The organism is Hallella sp. (genome assembly GCF_037460745.1).
GTDB classification, from domain to species: domain Bacteria; phylum Bacteroidota; class Bacteroidia; order Bacteroidales; family Bacteroidaceae; genus Prevotella; species Prevotella faecis.
The window spans coordinates 1-17,553 of sequence record NZ_JAXVAE010000146.1 but is presented as its reverse complement, the minus strand read 5'-3'; the positions used below and the strand labels follow the sequence as shown (position 1 = coordinate 17,553).

Below are 17,553 nucleotides of genomic sequence, written 5' to 3'. Positions count from 1 at the left end.
TTTATTTGATGAATTTTAATAACTATGCGATTTTATCGCATCAGTACTAATTTGCAACTGAGATTAAGGCCCAACAATACGCAATGGGCCCGTCGCGAATCGCAGTGTGAACCATTGACACCCCATCCCCTAAGACGACGAGAATAAGACGACGCATTAACAGACGACGATTGACGAATCGACAGACGATGGATTGACGAATCAGACGACAACAGAATGGAATAACAAAGGAGGACGATTGACGAATCGACAGACGACGGATTGACGAATCAGACGACAACAGATTGACGACGACAACGCTGCGATCGCGACGCAGACGACAACCAAAACGCTCCTCAACTTAGGTTGTGGGAGCGACCGGGGTCAACACCCGCAAGGATTGACCCCATGGTTAGTGGGAGGATAAGAGGTCGAGCGACGACCTCGGGAACTGGCGGAACGGCCGCCAGTTCCTTTTCCCACCAGCCGCGACGCATGCATTAGGATGCACCCATATAAATAGAAATTTGTGTAAGAGAGAGGCTGCGACCCTGCGATAGGGTGCGGCCAAACAAAAGATGAGAGGGTGGCCACCCTGTGAGAGAGTAATGGCCGCCTAACCCATAAGGACATTTCTGCGAGAAGAAAGGATCCCCTATCACGCAAGAGAACACTTCGCGGAGTGTCCGTGTTTCAATGAAGGACATATCATTCCTACAGGATCACCCCCATCCTTCGGAGAGACAACTTTTTCAATTACTCTCTTTTCAAAAAGGTCACCTCGGGCAAGCGAGTCCCTGGTGGCCTTCAATCTTTTTGTTTCAACTCCAACGCCAAGTTCAAGGAACCCGATACCGTAAACTTCAGAAAATGGAAAGTTTTAGGAATCCAATACCATAAACTTCGGAAAATCGAAAGTTTTAGGAATCTGATACCATAAACTTTTGAAATCGGAGAGTTTTAGGAATCCAACGGCATTACTTTTCACACCTTGCGATGGCCTATGTGTTGCCACTTGGCAACCGATGGGCGCTAATGCGAAACCTAAGATGCCCCAAGGAAAGGAAGGCCAACGAAGAATGGCGTTTATGCGTAAATCTTCGCAACAATCTATACATCAATCTACACATTTCTTTTCCACGACGGAACTATTTGGCCTAAATGCGCCATTCTTAGCGATTTTATCCAATCGGTTGATTTTCAGCAAGTTGTGTTCTGAGCTCCACATTCCGCCCTCCACATTTCGCATTTTGCCTTGCGAAACATGGCCTTTCGCATGACGATCCCTTACCTTTCGAGGCACGAAACATGGTCTTTCGAGACACGGTTAGGCATGTATTGCAACTCGAAAGATGCCTAACGGCAAATAGGAGCCTCCTGTTTGATCGCAAAAATGCATGAAAACGGCGTTTTCGCTCGCTATTTCGCGCAAAAACGCCGCACAACTTTTTACCCAAAAATCTTCACATGTGGCGTTACCGCCTATAGGCTGCTTGCCTCGGGCAGATGCGCCTACTGCAACTCGCCCGGCTTCACGCCATACTCCTCCTTGAAGCGCTTGGCAAAATAGGACGGTGTGGAGAATCCCACCTCATAGGCCACTTCCGAAATGTTCTTGTCGGTGGTTTCGAGCAGTCGCTTGGCGCGGGCCAGACGGGCTTTGCGCAGCAGGTCGACCACCGTGTAGCCCGTGAGCGCCTTCACCTTGCGATAGAGCTGCACGCGGCTCAGTCCCATCTCCTCGCCCAGGTCTTCCACCGAGTAGTTGGCGTCGGGAATGTGGCTCTTGATGGTTTTGCGCAATTGTTCCACAAATGTCTGGTCCTTTGCGCTGAGCGCCTCTTGCTCCTCCTGCTCGGTGGTGGTTCCCGTGAACATACGGCGCAGTTGCACCCTGCTCTTCAGCAGGTTGGCCACACGCGCCAGTAGCGTTTCGGCGGCGAACGGCTTGGTGATATACGAGTCGGCGCCCGTGGCGTAACCCTCGGCGCGCTGTTTCTCGAGTGTGCGTGCCGTGAGCAGCACCACGGGGATGTGGCTGGTCGACAAGTCGCCCTTCAGCAGTCGGCAAAACTCCAGTCCGTCCATGACAGGCATCATGACGTCGCACACCACGAGTTGAGGCACATTCTTGCGCGCCACGGCCAGTCCCTCCTCGCCGTTCTGCGCCTCCATCACGTTGTAGTGGGGTGCGAGGATCGATCGCAGGTAAGCGCGCATGCTCACATTGTCATCGATGATGAGCAGCAGTGGACGGTCGTTGTCGTAGTCCTCCGTTCCCGTCACAAGGGCGCGGTTGTGCTCTGCCGCCACGTCGCTCACCGAGTAGTCGTCGGCCAGTAGTGTGTCGGCTTTCACCTGCGCCTGCTTGTCCTGGGAGGCGTCGTAGCCCGGTTGCGAGTCGGGTATGGTGAAGTTGAAGGTGCTTCCCTTGCCCTGCTGGCTTTCCACGCCCACCTGTCCGTGGTGCAGGTCTACGTAAGCCTTGACGATGGCCAGTCCGATGCCCGTTCCTCCCACGGCGTCTGCCGCTTGGTAGAAGCGCTCGAAGATGTGCTGTCGGTCGTTATCGCTCAGACCTTTTCCTGTGTCGGCTACGGAAATGGTGTAGCTATCGTTGTCGTGGCAGAGGCGTGTGGTGACATTTCCCTTGGGCGGCGTGTACTTCAGGGCATTGGTCATGAGGTTGAAAAAGATGTGCGCCACCTTCTCCCGGTCGGCGATCACCCAGCAAGCGTCGGTCGGCGCTTCCACACTCAGCCTGATGCCGCGTCGCTCGGCCACCGCCTTGAAGTCGTCGCTCCACAGGCGCAGTTCGTGGGCCAGGTCGAAATGGTTGAGCGTGAGCTTGGCTTTCTCGTTCTGAATCTTTCTAAACTCCAGTATTTCGCTCACCATTTGTGTGAGGATTCCCACGTTGCGCCGAATCATCTCCACCAGTCTGCGTGGCTCTCCCACGATGGTCGGGTTCTCGGCCAACTGGTCGGCGGGGCCTGCGATGAGTGTCAGTGGTGTTCGCAACTCGTGTGAGATGTTGGTGAAAAAGCGCAGTTGCGTCTGTGTCATGCGCTCCATGTCGTCGGTGAGTTTGCGCTGCTTTACCATGCTCTCCTTGAGTTGGGCGTTGTATCGCTTCTTGCCCATGTAAGCCTTGATGGCCAATGCGCATGCCGCAAGAAGCAGGGTCACGAGGAAGAGCAGCATGAAGAGGTAGCTGCGCTGCGTGTCGAAGGCGTTGGTGGTGGTCTCCACGCGACGTCGCAGGGACAAGAGATTGTCGGTCTGTCGCTCGAGTTCCTCCTCCTGGTTGAGCAGCACGTTGACGTTCTCGACCGTCACCAAGGCAGATGACAGCAGGTTCTCGCGCTTGTAGGGTCGCTTCTCCAGGATGTCCATGGCCAGTTTCATCACCTTGTCGCCTCGTGTTGGGTAGATGTAGGAGGCCATCAGCTCACCGTCTCTCACCATTGGCATGCCGCCGCCCTTATGTGCCATGGCGTCGATACCTATGAAATGTATGGCGTTGAGGTCGAGCCCGTGCTTGCGTGCAGCATTCTTGGCTCCCACGGCCATGCGGTCGTTGTGGGCGAAGACGTAATTGAAGGCGGCGTGAGGAGCCGACAATAGCGAGTCCATCTGTCGGTAAGCCTGCTGCTCAGTCCAGTCGCACTCTATGTGTTCCACAATCTGCAGGTTGTTGTGTTGTGCCGCCTCCATGTCGAAACCGCGGCGGCGTGCTATGGAGGGCGACGAGGTGTAGAGGCCGCATATCTCCAGGACGCGGCCGTTCCCCTTCACTTGGCTTGAGAGGTAGCGTGCCATGTTGCGCCCCATCTCTTCGTTGTCGGCGCCAATGAAAGCCGTGTATTTGTTGGAATGGGTGCGCCGGTCGAACACGATGACGGGTATGCCCTTGTCGTAGGCGCGTTCAATGGCCCCCGACACCTTCATCTGTCCGGGTGCCACAATCAGCAGGTCGACGCCCATTTCCACAAACTTGTCGATCTGTTGGGTTTGCAATGCCACGTCGTCGTCGGCCGACGAGATACGCAGGTCGACGTCGTTCGCAGAGAAAGTCGCTATGCGCAACTCGTTGTTGAGCTTGTCGCGCCACACGTCTTCGCTGCATTGCGACACGCCAATAACATACTTAGGATGTCGCTTTCCGCACGAAGCGAAAGCCAGTACGCCCAGGGTGGCTATCAGGCAGAGTAGGGATTTAAACGGTTTCATGAACGCGGTTTAGGGTAAAATAATGTCATCGGCGCCGCCTATCGTATTTAGGGATCGTGCCAGTGAGCGCCATGAGAGCTTGCTCTCTTATGGCCGAGCGCCTCGCAATCGTTTGCAAAGATAGTGCAAATATGGGCTGTTAGGAACAAAAACAAGGATTTTTATTCGAAAAAAAGCCTCGTTGCCGTATTTTGCCACATTCCATGGTCGTTTTCTTGCCGTTCCAACGCTGATCATGAGGCTATCCAACCCAAGCAACGCCCCATGAATGCAACAGATCGTTCGTTGTCTGCAACAATTGTTACCATGAACGAATCGTTTGGGCTTACGAACATTTTGTTCTTGCAGATAGTCATATTCCTACATAATTTTGCGACAGACTTCAATTACAACAACCCTAAACAATCAATAGCATGAAATCGATAGTAACAACAATGGGCAGCATGATGCTTCTTATGGTATGCATGAACGCCGCCGCACAAGAAGAGCACGCTTCGTCGCATTCTAAGGAAGAAGGAAACCGTAACGTGATGCTCAACGCAGCCAGCGCCAATGGCCCGCGCGAGATTCAGATTGGCTTGCCCTCTGCCGACGTCAACGTATTGGAGAACGGTCTGCCCGTTACCTACGCCACCAACCCCCATACGGTGAACACCATGTGGAGAGGCGACGCCAGCCTCAGCCATCAGGGACTGCTGAAAATTGCCGAAACGGCCATCACCACCGGCAACATCGGCTACGCCGTCAACTCGTTCACACAGCTCGGAGAGAAAGGCTTCAATGGAACGCTCAACTACAAGAGCAACCACTTCGGCCTGCAAGAGATGTCGCTCAACCTCAATGGCGACATGGGAAAGAACTGGTTCTACAGCGTGAACATGTACCAAGACTTCGACCCGGGAACCTTCAAGATCAAGTCGACACCCTACCAGGACCGCACCCAGATCTACAAGGCGCTCGTCACCAAGCGCTACGACAACAACGCGGGCGAGTTTACCGTGGGCTACAAATACAGCAACAGCCACAACGTTTACAACTACGCCACGCAGAGCGCGCCCTTCATCTATGTGGGCGATGGCAGCGTGAAGGAGTATGGAAAGTTTAAGCTCGGCACCACATCGTACCTGCCCACCGAGAACACCATGACCTATCGCAACATGCGCACGGGCCAACTTGAGCAGACCACGCTCTACGACGCCTGCCTGAACCGCTCGAGCGAGCTCTCGCTGATGAACAAGTACCGCTTCGACAACGGATTGGAGTGGAAGGTGGTGGCCCGTTACGACCACAGCCGTGGCGCCATGGTTTACCAAACGCCGATGGCCATCATCGACCTGAAGAGCCAAGAAAGCCAAGCGGCCTACAACTACCAGTTTACCGATATCGACGGAAAACAGAAAGCCTATGAGGGCCAATACGTTCAGACCCGCATGTCGTGCCTGAACGCCGGCACCATCGACGAGTTCCTTTTCACCTCAGAGCTCAGTAAGCAATGGCGCAACTCGACGCTCCGTCTCGGCCTCAACGAGTGGTTCTACAACATCGACTACTGTTCCAACACCACCATGTACGACCAGAGTGTGCCCGCCGATGGCAGCTATGCCGTGCGCCTCTGGGACGCCAACAAGCGCGACAGCTACTTCTACGACTTCAACAAGAACGCCTCGGAGTATTACAAGGGCCACGAGAACAAGCTCGCCCTCTATCTCACCCACGACTGGGACGTGACACCGAAGTTCAACCTCTATTATGGCGCACGCCTCGAATGGCAGAGCCTCAACGGCGAGAACGCCGCCGTGAAGAACGCCGCCGGTAACTATGTGGGTCGCTTCCCCGACTATTACCTGGGCGCTACGGCTGCCGACGGAACCGTGATCTCACCCGTGAACCTCAGCTACGACTGGTTGAACTACGACCTTTCGTTGGCCGCCACTTATAAGTTGACCGACAATTTCGGCTTCACCGGCGACTTCACCTATATCGTGCAGCATCCTAAGTTTGAGGCGTTCGCACCCGCCACCATGCCCAACACCGACAAGATCTCAGTGCCGCTGGGCCGCGTGGGCATCTACTACAACAACGCATGGCTGAGCCTCACATCGATGTTCTCTTACATCTCGAAGACCAACAACAACTCAACGCTCAACCTCCAGCATGGCAGCGAAATCAAGGCCGCGCCGCTCTCTTACGACATTCAGACCTGGGGATGGACCACCGACGCCGTGATGCACCCGTTCAAGGGATTCGACTTCCACTGCCTCTTCACCTACCAGAAGCCCACTTACAAGAAGTTTGAGACCTCGGTTACCTTCAACGACGGCTACACGGGCACCATCAACGCCACCGGAAACACCGTGGCCGAGATTCCCGAGATACTCATTGAGCTCGACCCCAGCTACATGATCACCAAGGACATCAAGCTCTGGACCAGCTTCCGCTACTTCAGCAAGACCTACGCCAACATCAATGAGGCCTACTATTTCAATGGCCACTGGGAGACCTTTGGCGGTGTCAACTGGCAGGTCAACAAGCGCCTCTCGCTGGGCTGTACCGTGGTCAACTTCCTCAACCAGACGGGCGCCAAGGGCAGCATAGCAGGAGCCGAGCTCATCACCAAGGACGAGGCCAAGGACATCAAGAACCAGATTATGACCGGAAGCTACCTGCGCCCGTTCACCATCGAGGTCAACGCTTCGCTCAAGTTCTAAGAATCCATCAACCTTATTACTCATAACACAATCAAAAACCATGAAAAAGAATACCATCATGACCATGGCCGTCGGCCTGGTCGCAGCAACCTCTCTGCCCGCAACAGCACAGAACATGAACATATCGCACCGTGGCGACACCACCATCGTTAGCGTATCGCATCCCACTCGCTACCTCTTGCTGCCCGTGCAGGAGGAGAAAGATGAGGCCCAGGTGATGCTCTCCACCGGCTCGAATGCCGACACCTGGATGGATGTGCGCCTCGCACAGAACGGCGTCGACTACTATGTGCCCTTCGCCTTGGGCAAGGCCGACAAGGCCACGGTGAAGTTCCTGGGCCTGAAGGAAGGATCGATCGCCACCAGTCTGATGAAACTCAGCGACACCTTTGATACCGCCAACACCGACTATTACCGTCCGTCGTACCACTTCACACCGCTCTACGGATGGATGAACGACCCCAACGGCATGGTCTACAAGGACGGCGAGTATCATCTTTACTTCCAGTATAACCCCTACGGATCGAAGTGGGGAAACATGCACTGGGGACATGCCGTGAGCAAGGACCTGCTGCACTGGGAGAACCTGGAGCCAGCCATCGCACGCGATACCATGGGACATATCTTCTCGGGTAGCTCGGTGGTCGACAAGCGCAACACGGCAGGATTTGGCAAGGACGCCATCATCGCCATCTATACCAACAACAGCGTGAACCACGACGAGGTGCAATGCGTGGCCTACAGCAACGACAACGGCCGCACATTCACCAAGTATGAGGGCAACCCCGTGCTCACCCCGTTCGACGGACTGAAGGATTTCCGCGACCCGAAGGTGTTCTGGTATGAGAAGAACAAGAGTTGGTACATGATCGTGTCGGCCGACAAGGAGACGCGCTTCTACCGCTCGAAGAACCTCAAGCAGTGGACCTACGTCAGTGCCTTTGGCAAAGGCATGGGCCAGCAGCCCTGCCAGTATGAGTGCCCCGACTTCTTCCAACTGCCCGTCAACGGCAACAAGAAAAATATGAAGTGGGTCATGACGATGAACATCAACCCAGGCTGCATCTTCGGAGGTAGCGCCACCGAGTATTTCGTGGGCGATTTCGACGGCAAGCAGTTTACCTGTCCCGACGCCAATGAGGTGAAGTGGCTCGATTATGGCAAGGACCATTATGCCACAGTGACCTTCTCCAACACCGCCGACCGTGTGCTGGCCATCACTTGGATGAGCAACTGGGAGTATGCCAACATCACGCCGTTTAAGCAGAACCGTGGCGCCAACGGGTTGCCGCGCGAACTGAAGCTCTATGAGAAAGACGGAAAATACTATGTGTCGGAGGATGTGGCGCCCGAGGTGAAGGCGCTGCGCAAGGCAACGCACGACATGGCCGACGCCACCATCGACGGCCAGAAGGCGCTCAACGGTGCGGCCGCAGGCATGGAGGGAGCCTTCGAAGTGGAGGCCGACATCACACCCGACGCCAACGGCATAGCAGGCATCGAAATCTCCAACAACAAGAACGAGCGCACCCTTATCTATTTCGACATGAAGAAGGGCAAGGTGGTGATGGACCGCACCGAGAGTGGACTGACCGACTTTGGCAAGCAGTCGGTGCCCCACGACATTGAGCAGGCATGGGACAAGCAGCGCGCCGCCGAGGGCAAACAGCCCGCACGCATAGAGAACGCCATCAACTACAAGAACGATTTCGCCCTTGCCACATGGGGCCCGCTGAGCCTCTGCGATGGAAAGACGTATCATGTGGACATCTTTGTGGACAAGTCGTCGGTGGAGTTGTTTGTTGATGGAGGCCGCATCGCCATGACCAACCTGGTGTTCCCTGTGGCTCCTTACGAGAACCTGAAGCTGTACACCGAGGGCGGCAAGGCCGAGTTTAAGAACGTCAAGGTGCACAAGTTGGCCCTCTGAGGGCGCTTACCGCAGCTTGATAGGTGTGATAACAGAATGTAAATCAATAAAGAAACATAGATAATGAAAGCTATAAAACTTACCCTTGTCCCGGTGATGCTCTGCTTCTTCGCCATGGGATTTGTAGACATGGTAGGCATTGCCTCCAACTATGTGAAGGCCGACCTGGATCTCAACGACACCACGGCCAACATGTTTCCCTCGCTTGTGTTTTTCTGGTTCTTGCTTTTCAGCGTGCCCACGGGCATGTTGATGAACAAGATCGGCAAGAAACGCACCGTGCTGCTGTCGCTCCTGGTGACCATCGTGTCGCTGGCCCTTCCGCTCTTCGGTGAGTCGTTTGGCCTGATGCTCGTGACATTCTCGTTGCTGGGCATTGGCAACACCCTCATGCAAACGTCGCTCAATCCGCTGGTGTCGGTGGTGATCAAGGGCAACCTGGCAGCTACGCTCACCTTCGGCCAGTTTGTGAAGGCCATCGCCTCGTTCCTCGCGCCCTACATTGCCATGTGGGGAGCCATGGGTGCCCTGCCCAGCTTCGGCTACGGTTGGCGTGTGCTCTTCCCCCTCTATATGATCATTGGCATGGCTGCCGCCGCCTTCCTGTCTGTGACGTCGATTCCCGAGGACGAGGAAACGGGCAAAGCTTCGTCGCTCGCCGACAGTGTTAAGTTGCTTGGCAAGCCCATCGTGCTGCTTTCGTTCATTGGCATCATGTGCCACGTGGGTGTCGACGTAGGCACCAACACCACGGCTCCGAAGATTCTGATGGAGCGTTTGGGCTGGACACTCAACGACGCCGCCTTTGCCACATCGCTCTATTTCATCTTCCGTACGGTGGGATGCCTCACGGGCTCGTTCTTCCTTCGTGTCATGAAGCCCCGCACCTTCTTCATCATCAGCGTGTCGATGATGGCTCTGAGCATGTTGGGCATGTTCGTCGGAACCAACCAGACGTTGCTCTACGCTGCCATCGCCCTTGTGGGTTACGGCAACTCCAACGTGTTCTCCATCGTCTTTTCGCAGGCCCTGCTGTCGGTGCCCGAAAGCAAGAATGAGGTGAGCGGCCTGATGATCATGGGCCTGTTTGGCGGCACGGTGTTCCCCTTGCTCATGGGTTTCGCCAGCGACGCCGTCGGTCAGGTGGGCGCTGTTGCCGTGATGGCAGTCGGTGTGGCATACCTGTTCACGTATGTCAATAAGGTAAAGCAATAAGAAAGCATGATCCATCATCAACTAATATAACTAAAAATCATAACGTCATGAAAGATAAATATGTAGTGGGACTGGGCGAAGCACTGTGGGACGTGCTTCCCGATGGTAGAAAACTGGGCGGCGCCCCAGCCAATTTCGCCTATCATGCCGGCCAGTTTGGGCTGAACGCCATTGCCGTGAGTGCGCTGGGTGAGGACAAGCTCGCCGATGAGACCATCGCCCAACTTGAGGAGAAAGGCCTGCATTATTGCATGCCTCGGGTGCCTTACCCCACGGGAACGGTGCAAGTGGAACTCGACGACGAAGGTGTTCCCACCTACGACATCAAGGAGAATGTGGCTTGGGACAACATTCCCTTCACCCCCGAGTTGCAAGCTATCGCCGAGAACACGCGTGCCGTGTGCTGGGGATCGTTGGCGCAGCGCAATGTGGTGAGCCGTCAGACAATCTATAAGTTCCTCGACGCCACGCCCAAGGATTGCATGAAGATCTTCGACATCAACCTCCGTCAGACGTTCTACACGAAGGAGGTGATCTGCGAGTCGATGAAACGTTGCAACGTGATGAAGATCAACGATGAGGAGCTCATCGTCATTGGCCGCATGTTTGGCTATCCTGGCCTCGACATTGAGAACAAGTGCTGGCTCATCCTGGGCAAGTACGACCTCGATATGTTGGTGCTCACATGTGGTGTGAACGGCAGTTATGTGTTCACCCCGGGATGCGTCTCGTTCCAGAAGACCCCCGTGGTGGAAGTGGCCGACACCGTTGGCGCCGGCGACTCGTTCACCGGTTCGTTCTGCGCCTCAATTCTTGAGGGCAAAAGCGTGGCCGAGGCCCATAAGCTCGCCGTGGAAGTGAGCGCCTTTGTCTGCACCCAGCCAGGCGCCATGCCCGATGTGAAGGCATATTTCAACTTGTAGTATTTATAATAGTCTCTGAACATCCTCCTGCCTCCTCATCTATCCATGAGTGGGCGGGGGGATGTTTGTTGATGGGCCCTAACGACGAAGGAGGTGTGGCAAACCGTTCAACCGCTGGGTTGAAGGGTTTGCCACACCTCCTTGTGTATGCGGGGTTGGCCTTGCGGCCGCCGCCTGTCGATGCCGCCTAAGCGGTGTTAGAGTTTCACTACGAGGTACTTGCTGACGCTCCAGAACAACTGCGTGTCCTTGATGCGCAGTGTGGTGGTGCCGTCGTCGTTGTCCTTGAGCTCATACGATCCACCCGGCATCTGCGTCATGATCTTCGGATCGTCGGAGTTGAGACGGATGTTGTTGTAGTTGCGGATGTCCACGCGTGTGAAGTTGCTGGTGTTGAGGTCAGCCACGTTCACCTTCTTCTTGGCGAGGAATCCACCCTTGATGATGCCCTTGGCCTTGAGGTCCTTGGAACTGCCAATGGCCACGAATCCCGTGTGGAGCGAAGCGTCTTGCTCGGCGATGGTGGTCTTCTGTGCCTCCATGGTCTTTGTCTGTGTCTCCACGGTGCCCTTGAGCTGTGTGTTGGTGCTTGTCAGGCTGTTCACATCCTCTGTGAGCTTGGCGATGTTGGTGTTCTTCTCGTTGAGCTGCGCCTCCAGGTCGGCGATCTTCTTGTCCTTCTCATCGAGCTGGGCCTTGTAATAGGCGATGAGCTTGTTGATGCGTTGGCCATAAGCCGACTTGTTGTCCTTCACCGAAGCCTCGAGCTGTGCTATGCGCTCGCGCTGGCGCTTCAGGGTCTGTGCAAGGTCGAGCAGTTGGCTCTTCATCTTGTTCTTGTCGATGGCGCCGCCTTCCTTGTTGCCCATCTGCTGCAACATGCCCTCCTGTGCGGAGATGCTGTCGAGGCCAGCCGACATGACATTCACAAACTCAGCCATCTGGCGGATATCCTCCTGGTGGAGGCTGTCACTCATACTCAGGGAGTCGAGCTGTGATTGCAGAGCATCCGTTTTACCATTGCCGCAGCTGCTGACAGTTGCGGTTAGGGCAAGGCCGAAGAGGCCCGCGAGAATCATTTTCTTCATTTTCATAATTGTTGCCTTATGTAGTTTAACGTTGCAAAAATATGAATTAATCGCGCTATTGGTACTATTATCGCGTTTATTTATCGTTTTTTATGATTTATCCGTATTTTGTAACGAAAAAATGGCGTTTTTTCATCATATTTATCCAATAATCGTTTGGCTAATCGAACAAACGCCCTTAATTTTGCAGTTGTAACGCTCCGCATGCGCTACCTTGGTGCCACAGCGCAGGCGTAGTCTGTGTATCGCTGCTCCATAATCCATCCTTATGCCCATGAACGAGAACATTTTGCTGTCGGTTGTCATTCCCATTTATAATGTGGAGCGCACGCTTGCCCGCTGTGTGGAGAGCGTGTTGGGCCAGCATGTGGAGGGCATGGAGGTCATCCTGGTTGACGATGGCTCCACCGACCGCTCGGTGCTTGTGGCCAACCGCTACCAAAACCGGCCCCATGTGACCCTCATCCACAAGGCCAATGGCGGACTGTCCGACGCTCGCAATGAGGGATTGTACTACGCCAAGGGCCGTTATGTGACGTTTGTCGACTCCGACGACTACCTCTTGCCCGACACCTACGCGCCCCTGATGGCCATGCTCGAGGCCCATCCGGAGTACGACATCCTCGAATATTCGTTTGTGAGAGAAACCTCGTGCGGTCGGAAGATCATCAAACTTCCTGAGCGCGAATACACCCATATTGGCGATTATTGGTTGGGTTGCCGTGGCTACGAGCATACCTACGCATGGAACAAGATTTACCGTCGTTCGCTGTTCGACGGCACACCATGGGCCAAGGGTCGCCTGTTTGAGGACGTTTATGCCATGGGCGGCCTGTTGCCGAAGGTCCACACGCTTCGCACCACGAGCCGCGGCACTTACCGCTATACCTATAATCCATCGGGCATCACCGTCAAGGCCGATGCGCGTGGGTGGCGCGATCTGCTGCAAGGCCATCTGCGCATGTTGCACAACTATGACTTTCGGGGTCACGCAGACTTCGCACGTTATTATGCCGCGCTGCTCAATATCCAGCTGACGACCTTCGAACTCTCGGGTGACGAGCATGATATTGTGCTGCCCAGCCTGCCTTATCGTCACACGTGGAAGCTATGCGTGCTGCATCTCTTGGGCATGCGACGTCTGTGCCTGCTCCATCGCCAAGCCAAGCGCTGCCTGCAAGTGGTAAGCAGAGCAATCCATGAGGTCAACTAACGGCATCGTCCCTCATGGGCCATTGGCCACGAGGCTCGGCGAAGCCTAACCCAATGTGAGGAGGAGACATTGAAATCATAAATAGAAAAACGATTCAGCTATTCCGACTTGAATGGTTGAATCGTTTTGCATTATCCCAAATCGGTCATTAGATTTTAATTCTTGTTAGCGTTTGTTTCGAGCAGGTTGCGACAGGCGCGGTGAAGCCATAGCGGGCTATGGCGAAACGCGACTGGAAGCAAGATGCCGAAAGAAACGCTGACAAGAGTTGAAAAGAATCCATAAGATCCTAACCATTCGCCTTTTTCGGTCTAATGACCGATTTGGGATTATGCTTAGTTGTGGGGCGCTGTAGGCTGAAGAGGCTATTGTTGTGGTGCGTCGGCCATTTTCTCTTGTAGCTCCTTCAGGTTGATCTTTCGGTGCGCCTTCACGCGATCGAAGCCCTGGCCGTACACACCGATGACAGCCGACTGCGCCACGAAGGCGTTGGGATCGATCTCGTCGATGAGATCGAAGATGAAGCTCGACTCGCTTTTCTTGGCGATGCAGTAAATAACCTTGATGTCTTTCTTGGTGAAGAAGCCGTTGCCATTGAGCGTGGAGCAACCACGGTCGGCTATCTTGTTGATGGCCAAGCCAATCTCCTCATACTTATCGGATATGATGAAGAACTGCACGCTTCGGCGCAGCGAGTTGACGAGGTGGTCGACCACAAACGAGATGACGAACAGCAGCACGTAGCCGTAGAGAACCTTCTCCCAATCGCGCAGCACCACGTAGGACGAGGTGATGATCGTGAGGTCGCAGAACAGGATGATGTGGCCGAGCGACACGTCACGGTACTTGTGGACCATGGCGGCGATGACGTCCGATCCGCCGGTCGATCCGCCGGCCGACAGTCCCAGTCCCACGCTGGATCCGAGGAACACGGCTCCCACCATGCACGCCATGAATTTCTGGTCGGCCAGCAGATGGAGGTCGGGTGGTATGACGCTTTGCAGCACCGCCGATGCCACGGTGAACACCACCACGCCATAGATGGTCTTGGCGCAGAATCGCCAGCCCAGCACCTTCAGCGCCACGATGAGCAGCACGGCGTTGAGCGCGAAGAAGGTGTCTTGCACAGGGATGCCCGTGCCCCAATAGACGATTGAGGCCACACCGATGATGCCGCCCGTGGTGATCTCGTTGGGCAACAGAAACAGGTTCAGGCCAATGACGCCAAGCAACATGGCGATGGTAATGATACCGTAGTCGCGCAGCTGGCGCAACAACTTACCTTTATTTCTTCTTGATTCCATAAACGGTAGTATCTTTAGATGATGGTTCTAAGGTGTTGCAGTGGCGTGTTGTGTTGTTACGTGCTTATATGGCGGTTATTGGTTCTCGGCCTTGCTCAGGCGCACCGTGCGGCGCGAGGCGTAGCAGTAGGCGTCTACCAGGCCGTTGGTGTAATGGTCCTCGTAGCCCTGCTCCAGCAGTCGGAACCCGCTGTTCTTCACTTGCTCCACGAGGTTTTCGTATGCCTTGTTGTTGAACACACCGATCGTGACGTCTTTCGTCACGGCCACGTAGCTCGACGTGCCCTTGTGCTGCGGCTTCGGCGTGTCGGTGTAGACGCCCTGTCCCACCTTCTTGGCGGGCAGGCAATTCTTATAGAGCATGGTGTCGTAGCTGTCGAGGCGATACACGGCGTAGCCCACGAGCGTCTTGTAGCCATACTTGCTGGCCAGGGCCTTGAGGTCGGTGCGGCCCAGCACCACGTCGGCGGCGTCTTTCACGCTGGCAAACTCCTTGTTGGCGTTGGGGTAGGTGGGTACCTCGGTGGGCAGCTCGGTGACCACGGGGCGCGACTCGTCGAACGAGGGCAGGGTGGCCACGGGGTGCTTTGTGCCGCAGCTGCCGAGCAGCATCACTGCCACAGAGGCCACGGCCAGGATGAGGGTTTTCTTCATGGTTTCGCTGATGGGGTGTTGGGTATTAAGTGAGTATCTCATATTCTATGTCGTTGCACAAGCTTTGTGTAGGCATGTTTTCTGTATGCAAAGATAATAAGAATAACCAAATGCGACAAGCAATAGCGCTTCCTATTTCGCCATTCGCCCCCATTATTTTTCTGGTGGCGCCATGCTGAAGGGGCGACCCGGTGGGGGCATAGGCTGTGAAACGTGGGTGGTTTGGGCTGCCGAAGGCAATGCGTTCGTTGGCTCGCGCGCTCCAGTCGTTCATCGTCATTGGGTCATGATGGCGGCATTTTTCCTCTATAAATAGTATATTTTTATCCTACTGGTGTTTGGGATAAAAAAGAGCCCTACCAGTTTTTTTGACGCTGGTGGGGCTTTATCGTGGATGATTCTTATATTTTTGTGGTATGCGCTTTGTGCCCTCATGGGCTTTCCGCGCTTGTCTTGCCTTGTGTGACTTGGCCTTTACGCCAGCTTCAGTTGGAGCTGCATATCGTAGTCGCGGGCCATGCGTCGCATGTTGATAAGGGCGTAGCGCATGCGTCCCAATGCGGTGTTGATGCTCACATTGGTGGTGTCGGCAATCTCCTTGAATGATAGCTGCTGGTAATAGCGCATGTAAACCACTTCGCGCTGGCTGGGTGGCAGATGGTTCATCATCTTGCGCACGTCGCATAGCACCTGGTCGTTGAGCATGTGGTCTTCGATGTTGGCCACCATGACGCTCTCTTGGCCGAGGTTCGACAGGTCGTTGTCCTCGGTCGGCTCCACGATGCGCTCAGAGCGCTGGTCGCGATACCAGTCCATGATGACGTTGTGAGCAATGCGCATGCACCATGCGCCGAACTTTCCAGTCGGTGCATATTTGCCGTGTTGCAGCTTCACGATGATTTTGACGTACGTCTCTTGGAAGATGTCGTTGGCCATGTCCTCGTCGCGTACGACGAACATGATATATGCGAAGATTTTCGATTGGTTGCGTGACAACAGTTCATCGAAAGCCTCGTTGTTACCATCCACATAGCATAATGCCAACTGTTCGTCGGTCATTTCTGCAAGTTTCTTCATTTCTTAGTAAGTGTTTAGTTATGAAGTAAAGATGTGTCGATAGGCTATCGTATTTTAATAAATGTTGAACTATTGTGGGGTTTCATTTGCAAATTTATGGAATTATTTCTTTTTTACCAAACATTTGCGGAAAAAAAATAGCGCACGCCGCAAAAGCCAGTGCGCTGCGTTGCCGCCACTCCGACGTTGTTGGTCTCAGCCGAGCGTTCACGTTTGTGCGTTGAATCTGGGTGAAAAACGTGTGGTGAGAAACCCATCGCCGCGCTTCTCTGTGTGTAGCGCAGTGTGTCTTGTCCGATATTTTGGTGCAAAAGTTGTGCGGCGTTTTTTGTTGAATGAGCCGCCGAATCCATCGTTTTTCAGCCTTCGCCACGCCAAATTTACGGCATGCGCTCACCGTTAGGCATCTTTCGTGTTGCGATACCTACCTAACCGCCCTTCGAAAGGCCATGTTTCGCACCACGAAAGACCATCTGTCGCCCCTTGGTTAGGCATGTATCGCAGCGTGGAATGTTAAGCGTGGGCGGCAAAAATCATCCTCGTTACGATAACGCTTTGGTTAACAGAAAGTTACGTTGTTGTGTTGAGAATGGCGTATTTCGGCCAAAATCTTTCGTCATCGCCACCAAGGCTGTAGATTTCAATATAGATTGTTGCCATAATTCGCATGCCGCCCATCCCTCCATCCTTCGTTTCACCGCGATTTCCAAATAGAAGTGCAACACTCTGCGGTGATTCTCAAGCCGTAAAAACTATGAAAAACACCGCAGAGGTTTGCATGCGGGGTTTTTATTTTAAAATCAAAATTTGTTTTAGATATTGGTTAATAACCTCATTTATTATTTTGTTAATTGATTTTTTACGTTCAGTCATTAAATTATAATATTTGCTTGTATTATATTTAAAATCCCAATTTACATCAGTAATGTAAATTACATAATCTTTGTTTATAACATCATAGCAAATACTAAAAATGAATTCTCCAATACCAGTATCAAAAGAACTTGTGTCGAAAACTAATGATGTTCCATATTTCTTATAATCATACATATCCGCAAGGTTGCCAATTTTTTGAATAAACAGCAACAATTGCTCTATCCAAAAACCGACCTGTTCAACTCTTTTATTTGTGCCAACGAGTCCAATCTCTGCTTTCTATGTTAAAATCCAAATGTTTTGACCATTATTTTTAATTTATGCTGATATTTTATATTCAGGTGAGAAAAGTT

The 17,553-nt window shown here is 53.7% G+C and carries 11 protein-coding genes; 5 read left to right on the top strand and 6 right to left on the bottom strand.

The genetic code is table 11. The features are described 5' to 3' along the window. Positions 1 to 1,491: 1,491 nt before the first annotated feature. Complete coding sequence (locus WKK33_RS09970) at positions 1,492 to 4,212, bottom strand: substrate-binding domain-containing protein (protein ID WP_337933663.1); 2,721 nt, start codon at positions 4,210 to 4,212, stop codon at positions 1,492 to 1,494. 443 nt (positions 4,213 to 4,655) lie between these two features. On the opposite strand from WKK33_RS09970, the gene WKK33_RS09965 reads away from it, so the two are divergent. Genes WKK33_RS09965 through WKK33_RS09950 form a run of 4 tightly spaced genes read left to right on the top strand, consistent with a single transcriptional unit; the run spans position 4,656 to position 10,988 of the window. Beyond that, complete coding sequence (locus WKK33_RS09965) at positions 4,656 to 6,920, top strand: TonB-dependent receptor (RefSeq protein ID WP_337933667.1); 2,265 nt, start codon at positions 4,656 to 4,658, stop codon at positions 6,918 to 6,920. 40 nt (positions 6,921 to 6,960) lie between these two features. After that, the gene (locus WKK33_RS09960; RefSeq protein ID WP_337568986.1) at positions 6,961 to 8,850 is read left to right on the top strand and encodes a GH32 C-terminal domain-containing protein; all 1,890 of its coding nucleotides are present in this window, start codon (positions 6,961 to 6,963) and stop codon (positions 8,848 to 8,850) included. Between the two features lie 60 nt (positions 8,851 to 8,910). Continuing rightward, a complete protein-coding gene (locus WKK33_RS09955; protein WP_337933665.1) occupies positions 8,911 to 10,065 on the top strand; it encodes an MFS transporter in 1,155 nt (384 codons plus the stop codon). 47 nt (positions 10,066 to 10,112) lie between these two features. Next, positions 10,113 to 10,988, top strand: a complete 876-nt coding sequence (locus WKK33_RS09950; RefSeq protein ID WP_309438518.1) for a carbohydrate kinase — start codon at positions 10,113 to 10,115, stop codon at positions 10,986 to 10,988. A gap of 197 nt (positions 10,989 to 11,185) precedes the next feature. Here WKK33_RS09950 and WKK33_RS09945 read toward each other — a convergent pair whose 3' ends face one another. Further along, positions 11,186 to 12,082, bottom strand: coding sequence for a hypothetical protein (locus WKK33_RS09945; protein ID WP_215758862.1), 897 nt, complete (start codon positions 12,080 to 12,082; stop codon positions 11,186 to 11,188). A 268-nt stretch (positions 12,083 to 12,350) separates the two neighbouring features. On the opposite strand from WKK33_RS09945, the gene WKK33_RS09940 reads away from it, so the two are divergent. Further along, positions 12,351 to 13,289 (top strand): glycosyltransferase, encoded by a 939-nt coding sequence (locus WKK33_RS09940; protein ID WP_337933661.1) that lies wholly within the window; start codon positions 12,351 to 12,353, stop codon positions 13,287 to 13,289. A 365-nt stretch (positions 13,290 to 13,654) separates the two neighbouring features. Here the strand turns inward: WKK33_RS09940 and WKK33_RS09935 are convergent, their stop codons facing one another. From WKK33_RS09935 to WKK33_RS09920, 4 genes are all read right to left on the bottom strand, one after another. Beyond that, positions 13,655 to 14,593 (bottom strand): YitT family protein, encoded by a 939-nt coding sequence (locus WKK33_RS09935; RefSeq protein ID WP_337637584.1) that lies wholly within the window; start codon positions 14,591 to 14,593, stop codon positions 13,655 to 13,657. Positions 14,594 to 14,668: 75 nt separating this feature from the next. Beyond that, a complete protein-coding gene (locus WKK33_RS09930; protein ID WP_337933659.1) occupies positions 14,669 to 15,289 on the bottom strand; it encodes a hypothetical protein in 621 nt (206 codons plus the stop codon). A 432-nt stretch (positions 15,290 to 15,721) separates the two neighbouring features. Beyond that, a complete protein-coding gene (locus WKK33_RS09925; RefSeq protein WP_337933658.1) occupies positions 15,722 to 16,324 on the bottom strand; it encodes a sigma-70 family RNA polymerase sigma factor in 603 nt (200 codons plus the stop codon). Between the two features lie 789 nt (positions 16,325 to 17,113). Continuing rightward, positions 17,114 to 17,374, bottom strand: a complete 261-nt coding sequence (locus WKK33_RS09920) for a hypothetical protein (protein ID WP_337933657.1) — start codon at positions 17,372 to 17,374, stop codon at positions 17,114 to 17,116. Between the last annotated feature and the right edge of the window lie 179 nt (positions 17,375 to 17,553).

Bases quoted from the DNA above. Each gene is read 5' to 3' on its own strand.
- WKK33_RS09970 (WP_337933663.1), bottom strand. From the start codon at position 4,212: ATGAAACCGTTTAAATCCCTACTCTGCCTGATAGCCACCCTGGGCGTA.
- WKK33_RS09965 (WP_337933667.1), top strand. From the start codon at position 4,656: ATGATGCTTCTTATGGTATGCATGAACGCCGCCGCACAAGAAGAGCAC.
- WKK33_RS09960 (WP_337568986.1), top strand. From the start codon at position 6,961: ATGAAAAAGAATACCATCATGACCATGGCCGTCGGCCTGGTCGCAGCA.
- WKK33_RS09950 (WP_309438518.1), top strand. From the start codon at position 10,113: ATGAAAGATAAATATGTAGTGGGACTGGGCGAAGCACTGTGGGACGTG.
- WKK33_RS09945 (WP_215758862.1), bottom strand. From the start codon at position 12,082: ATGAAAATGAAGAAAATGATTCTCGCGGGCCTCTTCGGCCTTGCCCTA.
- WKK33_RS09940 (WP_337933661.1), top strand. From the start codon at position 12,351: ATGAACGAGAACATTTTGCTGTCGGTTGTCATTCCCATTTATAATGTG.
- WKK33_RS09935 (WP_337637584.1), bottom strand. From the start codon at position 14,593: ATGGAATCAAGAAGAAATAAAGGTAAGTTGTTGCGCCAGCTGCGCGAC.
- WKK33_RS09930 (WP_337933659.1), bottom strand. From the start codon at position 15,289: ATGAGATACTCACTTAATACCCAACACCCCATCAGCGAAACCATGAAG.
- WKK33_RS09925 (WP_337933658.1), bottom strand. From the start codon at position 16,324: ATGAAGAAACTTGCAGAAATGACCGACGAACAGTTGGCATTATGCTAT.
- WKK33_RS09920 (WP_337933657.1), bottom strand. From the start codon at position 17,374: ATGTATGATTATAAGAAATATGGAACATCATTAGTTTTCGACACAAGT.